At 54.0% G+C, this 13,511-nt stretch carries 13 protein-coding genes; 3 read left to right on the forward strand and 10 right to left on the reverse strand.

Going from position 1 to position 13,511, the window contains the following annotated elements; all coding sequences use genetic code 11:
* Positions 1–86: 86 nt before the first annotated feature.
* Positions 87–1,238: an MFS transporter gene (locus JYE49_RS11215; protein WP_093957403.1), complete on the reverse strand. Its 1,152-nt coding sequence runs from the start codon at positions 1,236–1,238 to the stop codon at positions 87–89.
* Positions 1,239–1,555: 317 nt separating this feature from the next.
* Between JYE49_RS11215 and JYE49_RS11220 the strand changes: the two genes are divergently transcribed.
* On the forward strand, positions 1,556–1,708 hold the full coding sequence (locus tag JYE49_RS11220) for a DUF4177 domain-containing protein (RefSeq protein WP_143754499.1): 153 nt from the start codon (positions 1,556–1,558) through the stop codon (positions 1,706–1,708).
* A gap of 76 nt (positions 1,709–1,784) precedes the next feature.
* Here JYE49_RS11220 and JYE49_RS11225 read toward each other — a convergent pair whose 3' ends face one another.
* The 3 genes from JYE49_RS11225 to JYE49_RS11235 all read right to left on the reverse strand — a co-directional run bounded on the left by JYE49_RS11225 (position 1,785) and on the right by JYE49_RS11235 (position 4,044).
* Positions 1,785–2,195 (reverse strand): peptide deformylase, encoded by a 411-nt coding sequence (locus JYE49_RS11225; protein ID WP_093957402.1) that lies wholly within the window; start codon positions 2,193–2,195, stop codon positions 1,785–1,787.
* Between the two features lie 137 nt (positions 2,196–2,332).
* Positions 2,333–2,902 carry a hypothetical protein gene (locus JYE49_RS11230; RefSeq protein WP_093957401.1) on the reverse strand — a complete coding sequence of 190 codons (570 nt, stop codon included), beginning with the start codon at positions 2,900–2,902 and terminating at the stop codon, positions 2,333–2,335.
* A gap of 230 nt (positions 2,903–3,132) precedes the next feature.
* Positions 3,133–4,044 (reverse strand): AEC family transporter, encoded by a 912-nt coding sequence (locus JYE49_RS11235; protein WP_093957400.1) that lies wholly within the window; start codon positions 4,042–4,044, stop codon positions 3,133–3,135.
* A 282-nt stretch (positions 4,045–4,326) separates the two neighbouring features.
* Between JYE49_RS11235 and JYE49_RS11240 the strand changes: the two genes are divergently transcribed.
* Positions 4,327–4,887: a DUF7010 family protein gene (locus JYE49_RS11240; protein WP_093957399.1), complete on the forward strand. Its 561-nt coding sequence runs from the start codon at positions 4,327–4,329 to the stop codon at positions 4,885–4,887.
* 148 nt (positions 4,888–5,035) lie between these two features.
* Here the strand turns inward: JYE49_RS11240 and JYE49_RS11245 are convergent, their stop codons facing one another.
* Entirely contained in the window at positions 5,036–5,701 is a 666-nt protein-coding gene (locus JYE49_RS11245; protein WP_093957398.1) for a Crp/Fnr family transcriptional regulator, read from the reverse strand.
* 157 nt (positions 5,702–5,858) lie between these two features.
* Here JYE49_RS11245 and JYE49_RS11250 point away from each other — a divergent pair, with 157 nt between their 5' ends.
* Positions 5,859–6,104, forward strand: a complete 246-nt coding sequence (locus JYE49_RS11250; RefSeq protein ID WP_093957397.1) for a hypothetical protein — start codon at positions 5,859–5,861, stop codon at positions 6,102–6,104.
* Between the two features lie 140 nt (positions 6,105–6,244).
* On the opposite strand, the gene JYE49_RS11255 is transcribed toward JYE49_RS11250, so the two are convergent.
* The 5 genes from JYE49_RS11255 to JYE49_RS11275 all read right to left on the reverse strand — a co-directional run bounded on the left by JYE49_RS11255 (position 6,245) and on the right by JYE49_RS11275 (position 13,376).
* A complete protein-coding gene (locus tag JYE49_RS11255) occupies positions 6,245–7,738 on the reverse strand; it encodes a flotillin family protein (protein WP_093957396.1) in 1,494 nt (497 codons plus the stop codon).
* 215 nt (positions 7,739–7,953) lie between these two features.
* A complete protein-coding gene (locus JYE49_RS11260; protein WP_179217338.1) occupies positions 7,954–8,415 on the reverse strand; it encodes a leucine-rich repeat protein in 462 nt (153 codons plus the stop codon).
* Positions 8,416–8,668: 253 nt separating this feature from the next.
* Positions 8,669–9,223, reverse strand: a complete 555-nt coding sequence (locus tag JYE49_RS11265; RefSeq protein ID WP_093957394.1) for a hypothetical protein — start codon at positions 9,221–9,223, stop codon at positions 8,669–8,671.
* Entirely contained in the window at positions 9,224–12,544 is a 3,321-nt protein-coding gene (locus tag JYE49_RS11270; protein ID WP_093957393.1) for a leucine-rich repeat domain-containing protein, read from the reverse strand. It abuts the gene before it with no gap.
* A gap of 139 nt (positions 12,545–12,683) precedes the next feature.
* Positions 12,684–13,376, reverse strand: coding sequence for a hypothetical protein (locus JYE49_RS11275; protein WP_143754498.1), 693 nt, complete (start codon positions 13,374–13,376; stop codon positions 12,684–12,686).
* Positions 13,377–13,511: the final 135 nt, after the last annotated feature.

The following is a 13,511-nucleotide window of genomic DNA, read 5'->3' on the forward strand; positions in this document are numbered from 1 at the left end:
ATATTTTTGATATTGAAAACATGACATCTGTTATGAACAGACAATAACAGTCCGGGTATAAACACTATATAATTGTGAATTATGAATTATGAATTCCATACAGCAGAACGCTTCATCGTTCTGCTGTACAACACCGCCGATACCGCGCAGAGCACGGCGCACAGAACCATCGTCCAGGGTATACTTACGTCCGCCATTCCGTTCAGGCCCAGCTCCATCGGCACCGCCAGGCTGCCGCCCACGATGGCGTTCAGGCTCATGGCCGTTGCCCGGTCCGGTGTTTTGATCATTTCATTTTGCATAGAACCGGTCAGCGGGCTGATCAGCGCGCCCGCCGCGGAAATCACCGTAATCAGCATCACGGACAAAAGTCCGGAGGTCGTCACCGCCAGTGCCCCCGCGCAAAGGGCTGTCGTCAGCAGAAGTCCCAGGCCCATGCGTTTCTGGCCCAGGCGCTTTGTGATCCTGTGGCTGAGCGGCCCGCACAGGCCCGCCAGCGTCATCACAAGAAACGCCGCGCCAATCATCCGGTCACTCATGCCGCAGCGCACATACAGCTTCTGATTAAAGAAAACCATCATACACTGCATTGTCTCCCCGGCAAGCGTGCAGCACAGCACCAGCTGGATCATGCCCGGCACCCGGAAATGTTCTTTTACCAAGGCCAGCATGCTCCTTTTCTGCTGACACTCTTCCTCCGGCTTCACCTCCGCCAGGAAGAAAGTCAGCACCGCCGCCAGGCCGTAAGCAATCATGGTCCACAGCGCGGCAGCACGGTACTGCCCGCTGAGGAACACCGTATAAACCAGGCCTGAAAGCAGCACGCCGGCCTCTCCCACCGCCTGGCACCATCCTTCGTATTTCTGGTTTTTCTCCGGAGGCGCGGAAAGATACAGCATGGAGGAATCCACGCCGCTCAATCCGCTGAGCACCACCGCCAGCAGCACACGCTCCGCCAGGAAGCCCGCGAATCCTTCCGCCTGCCAGAAGATAACCTTGGTCACCAGGAACAGGACATTGCAGGCAATCATCGTCCTCCGGTAGCCGATCCGGTCCGCCAGCCAGCCCCAGGGTACCTCCAGCGCCATGCTCAGCGCCAAGTTGACCGCCTCGATCGTCCCGATCTGCAGCATACTCAGCCCCGCCGCCTCCCGGTAAAGTGTGGCAACAGAAGCATAAAACACCATACCCTGCAGGAACGTAATCACGCAAAGCAGGGGAATATTCTTTTTTTGCATAACAAAAACACACCTTATCTGATATTCTGAAGCGCAACAAAAAACAGACCTCTCCCGGGTCTATATCACTTCAGCGTATCAGGTGGGCGTGTTCATCAATCAGGATTCTCCTTCGTATCAGTCTGGAAGCAGTATAACCGCTGTCCGGACAGATGTCAATGCGGCGGGCACCGGTAAAAAGGAAAATATTTACAGGACATGCAAATTACCCAAGCTTATCTTTCCCCTTTCGTCCTGTTCTTCTTCCGCCATTTCAGGTATACTTTCATTGTAACAGGGGCAGACCCTGGCACGAGTGGAAAAGGAGGAACTGGATCATGTATGAGTATTATGTGGAGGCCTGCAACGTCAGGGAGGCCGAGGGCCTGATGAATCAGCTGGCTGCGGAAGGCTGGCGTGTCATCACCGTCACTCCCGATATCGCCAGGGGGCACGGTGTGGTCATCACTTTTGAACGCCAGAAGGGCTAAAAAAGAAAAACCGGAAATCTCCGGTCAATCAGAAAAAGGCTGCCGCGTTTTCCGCGGCAGTCTTTTTTGTTCCTGGTCAGATCAGGATTCCTTCGCAGTGATCCAGCTCATGCTGGACAATCTGGGCGGCATAACCGGACAGGGTTCCGGTCCGCTTGTTCATGTCCATATCCTGCCAGGTGACGGTAATGCTTCTGTACCGTTTGGTCTTCCGGACGCCGTCCAGGGACAGGCATCCTTCTTCCGTCTCGTACTCCCCGTCCTTGTTGATGATCTTCGGATTCAGCATCACCATGATCAGCGGGCCGTTGCAGAAAGCAATGATCCGCTTCCGCTTTCCGATCATGTTCGCCGCCAGCCCGACGCACCGATCCGCGTTGGCCTGCAGCGTGTCCACCAGATCTTCCGCGATCGGCAGATCCGCAGCTGTCGCGTTCAAAGACTTGCGCTGCAGAAAAATCGGATCGTGAATGATCTCCCTTACCATTGTTTCTCCCTCCATGCAATCCTTTGCAGTGTATCACATAGTATAGGAAAAAAAACGTTTCGTTTCAAGCGACTTCGTCACAAAAAGAGACTTTGTCACAAAAAAAGCGGGAACCGAAGTTCCCGCGCGATTCCGGTTTACCGTTCTTCGCCTGCCGCGAAGTAGCGGACCAGCCGCATGATCTTTCCCAGCTCCCGGATGTCCCTTCCCACATGGCCGGTTTCCAGGGAGTGATTGGCATCCGGCGTTTCATACAGTGGAATCCCCAGCCGGTGGCAGTTTGCCCGGATGACGTCCGACTCCGCCCAGGTGTCCGCGGTCCCATAGAAGGCGATCGCCTTTATACCGGTATAGGCGAAGGTATCCTCCACCGGGGTGAAAAGAATCTGGCGGCAGTCAATGCCGTGGGCTTTGGCATAGGCAGGCCCGATCACCGTACCGACGCTCTTGCCGACGAAGAGGATATCTTCATACTTGTTCCACCGGATTTTCTTCAGCATGGCTTCCGCCTGCTCCGCAGCCATCCTGACGCACTGCTCCTTTTTCTCCGCGTTACCCTTCACCCCGGCCGGAAAACCGGAATAGGGCACACAGACCACTTCCCAGCCCATCTTCTGCAGGAGACTGCGGCTGTAGTACAGCAGCGGTTTATCACAGGTATAGCCAATTCCCGGGAAAAAGCATGCCAGTTTTTTCTTCGCTTTCATCTGTCCGGATCCTTCGTTTGTTTCTTTGTCCGCGCACCGTTGCGCTTCCGGTGATTATGTTCCCGCCCCGCGGGTTTTCATGATTCAGGTCTCAATCTATAATGTCCGTACTTTTTCTCTGACTTCAGTATATGAAATATGTGCGTACACTTCAAGGACTTTGTCACACAAACAGGAAAAAAACAAAAAACGCCTCTTCCGAAACGTTTTTTGTCCCTTTTCCTTCCCCTCTACCAGATCAGGGATGACAGATACGTAATCAGCGGAATGGAAGCAAGCGAGAACACCGTGGAAAACACCACCGTCTCCACCGCGTAAGGATAATCTTTTCCATACAGCTGGGCATACACCGCCACATTGGAGCCCACCGGGCAGGCGGCACAGATCAGCAGGACAGTTCTCATTTCCTGCATACTTTCCGGCAGAAGCCACAGAAGCAGCAGCGCGATCAGCGGAATTGCCAGCAGCCGGACAACAGAAATCAGCCCGAGGGATTTGCGCTTCAGCATCCCGGGGATATCCGTCTGCGCCAGGTAAATGCCCACCGTGAACATGGCCAGGGGCGTGTTCAGCCCCGCCACCGTGCGCAGTCCGCCGCTGATGATCTCTGGAAGGGGCAGCCGGGACGCGAACAGCGCGACGCCAACCAGCAGCGCGATCACAAAAGGCGCCCGGATCAGCTTTTTCGGCTGCAGGCCCTGCAGCACCGGCTGGCCGTTCAGCCGGGAAACCCCGTAAGTCCACTGGCCGATATTCAGCAGCGCGATAAACGGGGCGGCATAAAACACCGCACCCTCCCCCAGGGCGGCAATCACCAGGGGGATGCCGAAAAAGCCGGGATTCGCAAAGGAGGAAGCAAAGGCCCCGACCGGGTCCTTCCGGAATACAAAATGGGAAACCAGCACAGACACGAGCAACAGCACAAAGGACGTTGCAGCGCTCCATAAGAGGCCGTATACATGCTCCGCCGTCCGCTCCACCAGAAATCCGTTAATGATGACCGCGGGCAGGGAGACGTAGATCAGGATATTCCCGATCGTCCGGCTGCCTTCCCGGGTGATCCTGCCGCACCGGAAAAGCAGGAACCCGATGCCCGCCAGCAGGAACATCTGCAGGATCTGTCTGATCAGAATCAAAAACATATGTCTATCCTCCGGCTGTCCGGTTCGTTATCGGAACCCACCGCCGGAAGCATTATAACCGTCCTGTCCCTTCAGCTGCAAGCTTCTGTTCCCGGACTTCCTTTCCCCTTATCCTTCTTCTGCCGGCCGCAGGCCTGATTCCGTTTTTCTGTACTTTGAATGTTTTTTCCCTGAAAACCCCGTTTGAAAACCGGCTGCCGGATCGTCTATATATAGAAAACATTTACTGATTGTGCGATGATGAAGGAAAGAATCGCTGACGCTCTTTGAAAGGAGTTTACCATGGAATCATATGAACTGAACGCCTGTGTTGACAGACTGAACACATTGAAGAAAGACGCCCAGAGAACCCAGAAAAAGGGGCTGCCCTTTATCATGGCCTCTGTGGTCATCTGGGGACTGATCTTTATCGCCCGGCTGGTCAGCAAGGACCTGCGGACCGCGAACATGGCAACCTTCGTCTGCTGCTGCCTGCTGTTCCCGATGGCCTTCCTGTTTTCCAAGGCACTGAAAGCGGATGTTTTCCGGAAAACCGGCAATCCGATCAACGGCCTCATTATCCTGAGCACCCTGAACCAGCTGCTGTACCTGCTGATTGCCATGTGGGCTTTCGACCGGAAGCCGGACGCCATGCTCATGATTTATGCCATGATCTTCGGGGCGCACCTGCTGCCATACAGCTGGGCTTATGACAGCAAAGCCTACCTTGTGCTGTCCATCGTGGAAACCGTCGGTGCCCTGGTCATCACCCACCTGTGCGGCAGCCTGGCAACAACCGCTTTCATTCTCTGCGGGGAGATCCTGCTGAGCGTACTGCTTTACCGGGAATGTAAAAACCTGTAAGTTAAGGAAACACCGATAAAAAACACCGCCCTTTTCTGCCGGAAAAGGGCGGTTGTTATGGGGGGTTGGGAGGCTTTCTCCCTACTGTTTGCGTTTTGGATTATAGCAAGTCCCCGGATGAAATTCAGTGATTTTGTCACACACCAATTTACTTTTTAGCGGTTTTCTCCAGCTTCTCAAGATCCTTCAGTACAACAGTTCCCCGCCGGTTTTCGATCAGGCCTTCCCCGGCGAAACGCTTGAGCATCCTGCCCACGGTTTCGCGAACGGAATTGACCTGGCGGGCCAGTTCTTCCTGGGTCATCCGGATATCCCGGATCCCGGTTTTTTCGTAAGTTTCCAGCAGGTATTTGGCCAGCCGCTTATCCAGCCGGGAGAAGAGGGTCTGCTCAATCGCGGCAACAACCTGGGAAAAACGCCGGGTCGCCAGCTCATAGGTAAAACAGCGCACATGGATATTATTCTCACAGAGATCACCGAACAGTTTCACGGGGACAATCAGGATACTGGCGGGCTGCTCAACCACCATATAGGACTCAAAGTTGATCTGTGCCAGCACGCTGGCAGCGGATATGATGCAGTCATCATCCTCTTCCAGCCGGAACAGGGTCACCTCCCTGCCTTCATCTGAAAGCAGATAAGCCCGGGAAGCCCCGCTGAGCAGATGGATCATGCCCACACATTCCACATCCGGACCAAAGAGCCGCTCTCCCGGCGCGTAATACCGGATATAGGCGGACTGCGCTACCTGCTGTTTCTCAGTCTCCGTAAGTTCTCCCCAGTAAGGGAGCTGTTTCAGCGTTTCTGCGTTCATCGGATGTCCCTCCTGTCAGATTCCCGGAACGGATCCCGGGGATTTTATTTGCCTGTGTTTATCTCCTTTGCGTTTTTCAATTGTTTATGTATTGTTTTTTTCCTGTTTTCGTGTCACAATTGGGTTTCTCAGGCGTCTATTAGTATGAGGTGATCAGATGCGGATTGATACATTCGGCCTCCCGGTGCCGGTTAAATGCCGGGATACAGTAAAAAAGCGGATCCCGCTCAGCTTCCGGCGTCCGGATAAAGCGGAAGCCCGGGAGCAGGAAATGGAAAAACTGCGCAAGATCTACGGTTTCCAGACCATGAGCGAACAGGAGATCGAGGAAAGAGCCGCCAGGGTCTGGAAGAAATTCACCCGGAAAGTCGGATGGGATAAAGAAGAAGAAAAGGAGAAATAATTTCTCCTGCGCGATGGATTATAAGCATTATCTTTCAACGTCAGTATAGCATTTTTTACACAATTTGACAATAATGTGACCACATCACACAAAACCGGCCGGCTTTTTTGCCGGCCGGCGCTGTTTTTCAGCTCAGCATTTTACACACCCGTATCGGTATCCGTTTCATCCACGGAAGTCTCATCCACGGGTTTCTCCGCAGGCGTTTCATCCTTTACTTCCTCTGCGGGCTTTTCGGCTTCCGCTTCCTGCGCGGCCTTGCCGATCAGTCCGCCGGTAGTTACATTCCGGATGGCCTTGGGGATGTCCAGTCCGACAGCTTCCTTCACAGCCTCAAAGGTCTGCAGCATGGTGCCGGCAGTATCCCTCGCCATGGAGGTTGCTCCGCCTTCACCGAAGAGGATAATCTTTTCAGTCTTGCTCAGGGGCTCAGACACCGCGCGGGCGATGTCAGGCAGCTTTTCGGTAACCATCTGCATCATGGCAGCCTGGCCGTAGAGCTGCATGGCTTCCGCCTTTTTCCGCATAGCTTCGGCTTCCGCTTCACCCTTCATCCGGATGGCTTCCGCTTCCTTCTCAGCGGCATACAGGGCGGCGTCCGCCTCCGCCTGCCTGCGGTATTTCTCCGCCTCGGCCTCAGCAATGGCGCGGTCCTTTTCAGCCTGTGCCTTTTCGCGGATCTCCACGTTCAGCTTTTCACGTTCGATCTCAACCGCCTGCCGCTTCAGTTCCGTTTCCTTTTCAAGGCGGGTCATTTCAGCGGCCGCGTGCTCAGTGGCGAAGGTCTTGTTAATGCGTTCCTGCTCAATCCTGTAGGCCATTTCAGCCTTGGCGCGGGCTTCTTCCGTTTCCTGCTTGAAGGCAGCCTTCTGCACTTCCAGGTCACGGTTCTGGCGGGCGATTTCAGCCTCAGCCTGCATCTCGGCAAACTTGGATTCCTTTTCCGCCGCGGCTTCAGCAATACGCTTGTCCTGTTCCTTCTCAGCGACGTTGCGGGCAGCCATGGTGTCGATCACTTTACCGTCCTTGTCGGCAAAGTTCTGGATCGTCAGGTTGATGATTTCAAGGCCCATGTTGTTCATATCGTTCATGGCGGCCTTGATGGATTCCTGGGCAAACTTGTCACGGTTCTGGACCAGCTCGGCGATGGTCATCTGGCCGATGATTTCACGCATATTGCCTTCCAGCACGTCCTTGGCCAGGGATTTGATCTGTTCAGCATTGTAATGCAGCAGCTGCTCGGCCGCGGTGGCGATGGACAGGTCGTCGGAACCGATCTTGATATTGGCCACGGCGTCCACCAGCACGGAAATGTATTCCTTGGTAGGCACCGGCTGGGCCGTCTTGATGTCCACCTGGTTCAGGCACATATCCAGCTGGTCAATCCGTTCAATGGCGGGAACATAGAAGGTCGCGCCGCCGCGGACGATCCGGTAACCGAACTTCTTGGCGGAAACCGTGCCATCGGGGTTGCGGACTTTATAAGTCCGGCGGAACAGGCCGGATACGATCAGGGCAGTATCCGGGGGCGCAATCTTGTACCGGGGGATGAACTTGAGCACGATGATGATCGCGACAATGGCGATCAGGATCCAGTGCCAGCTGTTCTGGATGAAATTGAGAATTGCTTCCATGGGTTTACTCCTTTCAATGATTGATGTATGTCAGTTTATTATTCCCGTGTTACATCCACCGTTTCGAAGGGGCTCACTCTCCGTTCATATGATCGCTTTGACGGTTTCCTTACCGTCGAAGTTATTTTATGATTTCTGGGATACATAATACAGCACAAAGGCTGAAAAATAAACCGGTCTATTTTGCAGGACCGGAAAAAAACGGGCTTTTTCCATTACACTGTCCGGTATGCATACGGCAGCTGGTTGCTGATGCAGTACGCTTCCGCATAGCTGCCCTCCGCGACGTAGATCATCTCCAGGCTTTCACTGCCGTCAAAAACGGAATCCCCGATGGAAGTGACCGTATCCGGCAGGACAATCTCCCGCAGGCCCGGGCAGAAAGCAAAGGCGTAATTACCGATGGAGGTAACCCCGTCTTCCACCACAATCCGGGAGATTTTGTGATCCTCCCAGGGCGTATCCACACACAGCATGCGGCGATTACCATCCGCGTCGCGGTCTCCGAAGATTCCTTTATAATCGTTCATCCGTCCGCTGCCGGTGATTGTCAGCGTACCGTCCTTCAGGTTCCATTTCAGGTTTTCCCCGCAGGAGCTTTTCATGCCGTATATCAGCATAAGCAAAACCGCGACAAGCAGCAGCAAAATCCACATTTTGCTTTTTCGGATGTCCATTGAATATGCCTCCGGATAATCTGTCATAATCTGTCAGTCAATGAACGCGACTGGGATCACATTCCTTCCCTGTTTCACGTTCCGGCCGGAACAAAGCTCTCCGACCCTATGATAAAAAGTATATAAACCGGCTGTATCAAAGTCATCAACGTGATGTAACAATGGTGTAAATTGTACCGGTCTGCTTCCCGGCGCGGCACAAAAAGGGGCAGTGCGGTTTTTCCGCACTGTCACACTTGTTTTTCTTCACATGTTATGCTTTGTCGGGCTTATGAACGCCGATATACCAGTTCTCATCCACTTCCGCGATTTCATAATAGGCCGCCTGGAGATACCCCTCCTGAAGGAGTGCCGCCTCCGGGTCTTTTTCCGTATGCGGGAGGTAGAACATCTTGATCCGGCTGTAATTCTCCCCGGCCAGCTCAATGTTGAGGATCTCACCGTTGCTGCCATCATACTTGATCATCGTCAGTCCTTTGAGCAGGGAAAACGCGCCCAGCATGGCGCTCTGTTCTTCCTTCGCGAAGTACGCATCATTCTTCAGTTCCTCCAGGCTGTGCAGGCTCGCATTATACGGATGGACATGCTTAAACAGATAGCTGTTGAACTCCTGCTTTCCCAGCATAATAGAGGCGGCAGCCGTCAGCCGGCTGTTCGTTTCCGGATCTGCAAGCAGTCTGCGGCAGTCCTCCAGCGTTGTCCTCTCCGGCTGTTTCCTGCCGGACATGGACGCCATTGCGCCGGCCGCGATCAAAATCAGTACGACCAGGATCAGCCAAAACCGGTATCTCTTCACAAACTTTTTCATTTACTCATTCTCCGCGTATGAATATGCAATGCTGTTTCTGATACAGTATTTTTCCACCCGTCCGCCCTTCTCAGCAAGGATGAGCTCCAGGTCAGGACATTCTTCAAACACAGAACTGCCGATGGAAATCACAGAAGCGGGAATCCTGAGCTTCGTCAGGTTTGTACAGTGGGAAAACGCGTAATCGCTGATGGATTTAACCCCTTCCGGAATCGTGATTTCCCGCAGTTCAGAACAGTACTCGAATACGCCGTATTCAATCCGTTTGAGACCGGAGGGCATTTTCACCCGTTTCAGCCCTGTGCAGTTGTAGAATGCGTCCGACGCAATATTGGTTACGGTATCTGGAATATCTATCTCAGTGATCGCACAGTGTTCAAAAGCAGCTGTTCCGATGGACGTGAGGGTTTCCGGCAAAGTGACCCGCGTCACGCCATACTGAAGCGCAAACGCGCGGTTCCCGATGGAGACAACCCCCTCCTCAACAATGACCGTATCAAATCCCAATCCGTTCCATGGAGCGGTCGAGCCTGTAATGTACGTTTCTTCGATATAATCGTCGTAGTCGTACATTTTTCCTGTGCCGGAGATGGTCAGCGTACTGTTCTCCAGCTTCCAGGTCACATGATTGCCGCAGGTGCCTGACGTCTCATCCGTGGGTATCTCCGGTTTGGTTCCATCCGGATAGGAATACGCTACTTTCTTTTCCCTGCAGTATTTTTCCGCGTAGCTGCCCTGTACAACAATACAGTTTTCCGGACCGTTTTCAAAAGCCTGGGTTCCGATCATGATGACAGAAGCCGGAATGGTCAGCTCCTTCAGGCTCATGCACGATGAAAAAGCAAGGGGTTCTATCCGCTGAAGGGAATCGGGAAGGATCATTTCCTTCAGGCAGGGACAACTGTTGAACGCAGACTCCGGAATAATTTTCAGCCCGACAGGCAGGCGGACGCTGATCAGGAAATCACAGCCGGCAAAAGCATTTTTCCCGATGGAAGTGACAGAATCGGGAATAACGGCTTCCTCCAGGGATGTGAAAGCAAAAGCAAATGATCCGATTGCTTCCAGCGTATCCGGCAGCTGAATGCTCTCAAGCGTATCGCAGCTGAAGAAAGCGCTGCTCCCGATACGGGTTACCCCCTGCCCGATCACAACTTTCCTGACGCCGCGGCCCGACCACGGGGCGCTGGTATCCAGTTCCGTACCGGTTCCGTCCTGATCCAGGTACAGGTTTTCATAGTCATCCATTTTCCCGAAACCGGAAATGGTCAGCGTGCCGTCATTATCCAGTTTCCAGGTCAGGTTCTGACCGCAGATGCCGTAGGGTGCCTCGGTCGGAATAGCTTCCGGACTGCTTCCTGTATAAACGTATCCGATTCCCTTCCGGATGCAGTACTGCTCCGCATAGCTGTCCTTCGGCACGATAACGGCCCGCAGCGCCTGGCATCCGTCAAAAGCATACTCTCCGATGGTCTCAAGGGAGGCAGGCAGGGTAGCGGTTTTCAGCACCGTACAGTTATGGAACGCATACATTCCGACCTCCCTGACCGCATCCGGCAGGGTGATCTCCGTAAGCTTGATGCACATCCGGAACGCAGCCGCGCCGACAGACGTCAGGGAAGCAGGGAGCCGGATCTCCGTCAGGCCGGTACATTCATTGAATGCCAGCATCCCGATTGCTGTTACCGAATCGGGCAGGGTCACGGTCTTCAGTTCCCTGCAGTTATCAAACGCGCCGTATTCCACAGAGGTGAGCGTAGCAGGCAGGGTAATCTCCGTCATGGCGCAGTTTTCAAAGGCATAGGCACCAATGGAGGTAACCCCTTCCTCAATCACAACACGGGTGACTTTGCTGCCATCCCACGGCGCGGACGACCTGATCACCGGCGCTGCTCCATCCTGGGCGGGATCTTCCCCGACCTGTTCATAATTATCCATCATGCCCGTACCGGAAATCCTCAGCGTACCGTCTTCTTCCAGTATCCAGGCCAGGTCAGGACCGCAGGTATTTTTCACCTTCTCCACAGCAATCTGTGCGGGAGCAGGTGTTTCCCCGGGCACGGCGTCTCCGCTGTTATACGGGAGATTATTCTCAATGCAATACTGTTCAGCATAACTTCCCGGTTTCACGGCAATGTTCTTCAGCTTTCCGCAGCCGGCGAACGCGTCCTCTCCGACGGAGCTGACAGAAGCCGGCAGAGTGAGCGTTTTCAGGCTTCCGCACTGGCTGAACGCTTTCTTTCCGATTTCGATCACGCCTTCCGGCAGGGTAATTTCACGCAGCAGGGTACATTTTTCAAAGGCAAATTTTCCGATTTCCGTCACCGTATCAGGCAGGACAACCGTTTTCAGCTGTTCGCATCCCCAGAACGCGAAAGCACCGATGGAAGTAATACCGGGCTCCACCACCACCTGCGTAATTTTCTGTCCGTCCCAGGGCGCGGACGTCTGCTGGCTGCCGCCCATCATGCGCATATAGTCATCCATTTTCCCCGTGCCGGAAACGGTCAGGGTGCCGTTCTCCAGCTTCCAGCCTATGCCGTCCCCGCCTTCATCGCCGAAGACCACAGGCGCCTGTGCATAGGTGTATGGCAGACCGGCTTCCGCGCAGAACTTTTCAGCATAGCTGTCCTTTTCCACGACCACCTTCCCAAGGCTTTCACAGGACATGAAAGCTTCGGCCCCGATCCATTTCAGGGAAGCCGGCAGGTTAATCTCCTTCAGGCTGAAACAGCCATTGAACGTCATATCCGCAATGGACTTCACATTGTCAGGCAGGGTAATTGTTTCAACGGCATTGCAGCACTGGAATGCCCCGTAATCAAGATCAGTAAGTGCTTCCGGCAGGATAATGCTCTTCAGCCCCCGGCAGTCCCCGAAAGCAGAAACACCGATTGTCTCAACACCCTCCGGGAAAATAAAGTCCGTCATGTTTTCACAGTAACAGAACGCCTCATCCCCGATGGATTTCAGGGTATCCGGCAGGGAAACGGTAATCAGGTCAATCTGGCAGTTAAACGCGTTGGCACCGATGGACGTAACGCCTTCCTCAATCACAAGGGAGCTGAACTTCAGCCCGTCCCATGGCGCGGTTGTGCCGGGCACAGTATACCAAAGATACGGTTTCTGTACGTTTTCATCCGTTCTGAAATCCGGCATTTCCCCCGTGCCGGAAATCGTCAGCGTTTCGTTTTCCACTTTCCAGATCAGATTATCGCCGCAGGTGCCCGCTTCATCTGCCACGGCACGCATGCCAAACACTGCTGTAAGCAGCAAGGCGAACAGCAGGCAGATCCATAATCTGTACCTGAATGGTTTCATGCGTAACCCCTCCGTGTCAATCTGACAATTCCATTATATAGGAAGAAGTGTATCAAGGTCATTAACGCGATGTAACAACGTTGTAAATTTTTTCCCGGAAAAGCAGAACAGCCGGAGGAGGAAATCCCTCCGCCGGCCGTCAGTTCCAGTCTTCAATTGTCAGCTGCTCCGGTTCCCGGACAAGGCCGTGGCAGTATCCGTAATACCAGCATTCATAAGGCTTTGAGCATTGTTCGCCGCAGGGCACGTCCGGTTCTTCCCGCTCCTTGGTCATACGGTTCAGATCCCAGATGTTGTCATTGATCCAGTCGTAGTATTCCCGGGCCTGTTTTGTGACGTCATTGGAGACGAAAGGGTTCTCCTCATCCGGGCCATGGGTCACAATAAAGATCCGGTCAATCCGAAGGCCTGTCCTCCGGATAATGTAGTACTGAAAGGCCGCGTCCCGGATAAACTGCTCATAGACTGCCGGCGCGTTCTTTACCTCATACAGGTCATGGCCGGTTTCCGTCTTCCGCAGGAGATCCACGGCACAGTAGTTGTTGTAATTGCTGAAGGCCGCCTCGCAGATCACCGGCACACCCCGGAGCAGGGCATCCTGCGTTCTGGCCAGCATGGCCTGCTTGTCCGGAATCCGGGTTCCCGGCCGGTATACTGTCATTTCCTCATAGGGGCCGAACATGGCCATGGCCCGGTCGCCGAAATCGTTGCCCGCGTCCAGCCGGACCTGGACCTCCGGCGGAATGACCCGCAGCCCGGGCTTGTGCCTGTCCAGCCAGAGCATCTTCCGGCACTGCATGCCCCGCATAAAATCCGTTTTGGTAATGGCCATGGTTTCTTCCTTCCGGCACGTTATTTCCCGCAGATTATACCATTTTTGCCAGGCAGGAACAATCCGGGCCCGCCGCAAAGCGTGTATTGCGCATCCGCGTCACGGGAACTTCTGAACGCCTATTTTTCACCAGCC

Origin of the sequence: Aristaeella hokkaidonensis (genome assembly GCF_018128945.1) — a bacterium.
Lineage (GTDB): Bacteria > Bacillota > Clostridia > Christensenellales > Aristaeellaceae > Aristaeella > Aristaeella hokkaidonensis.

Bases quoted from the DNA above. Each gene is read 5' to 3' on its own strand.
- JYE49_RS11235 (WP_093957400.1), bottom strand. From the start codon at position 4,044: ATGTTTTTGATTCTGATCAGACAGATCCTGCAGATGTTCCTGCTGGCG.
- JYE49_RS11260 (WP_179217338.1), bottom strand. From the start codon at position 8,415: ATGGACATCCGAAAAAGCAAAATGTGGATTTTGCTGCTGCTTGTCGCG.
- JYE49_RS11245 (WP_093957398.1), bottom strand. From the start codon at position 5,701: ATGAACGCAGAAACGCTGAAACAGCTCCCTTACTGGGGAGAACTTACG.
- JYE49_RS11240 (WP_093957399.1), top strand. From the start codon at position 4,327: ATGGAATCATATGAACTGAACGCCTGTGTTGACAGACTGAACACATTG.
- JYE49_RS11215 (WP_093957403.1), bottom strand. From the start codon at position 1,238: ATGCAAAAAAAGAATATTCCCCTGCTTTGCGTGATTACGTTCCTGCAG.
- JYE49_RS11225 (WP_093957402.1), bottom strand. From the start codon at position 2,195: ATGGTAAGGGAGATCATTCACGATCCGATTTTTCTGCAGCGCAAGTCT.
- JYE49_RS11220 (WP_143754499.1), top strand. From the start codon at position 1,556: ATGTATGAGTATTATGTGGAGGCCTGCAACGTCAGGGAGGCCGAGGGC.
- JYE49_RS11255 (WP_093957396.1), bottom strand. From the start codon at position 7,738: ATGGAAGCAATTCTCAATTTCATCCAGAACAGCTGGCACTGGATCCTG.
- JYE49_RS11270 (WP_093957393.1), bottom strand. From the start codon at position 12,544: ATGAAACCATTCAGGTACAGATTATGGATCTGCCTGCTGTTCGCCTTG.
- JYE49_RS11250 (WP_093957397.1), top strand. From the start codon at position 5,859: ATGCGGATTGATACATTCGGCCTCCCGGTGCCGGTTAAATGCCGGGAT.
- JYE49_RS11275 (WP_143754498.1), bottom strand. From the start codon at position 13,376: ATGGCCATTACCAAAACGGATTTTATGCGGGGCATGCAGTGCCGGAAG.
- JYE49_RS11265 (WP_093957394.1), bottom strand. From the start codon at position 9,223: ATGAAAAAGTTTGTGAAGAGATACCGGTTTTGGCTGATCCTGGTCGTA.
- JYE49_RS11230 (WP_093957401.1), bottom strand. From the start codon at position 2,902: ATGAAAGCGAAGAAAAAACTGGCATGCTTTTTCCCGGGAATTGGCTAT.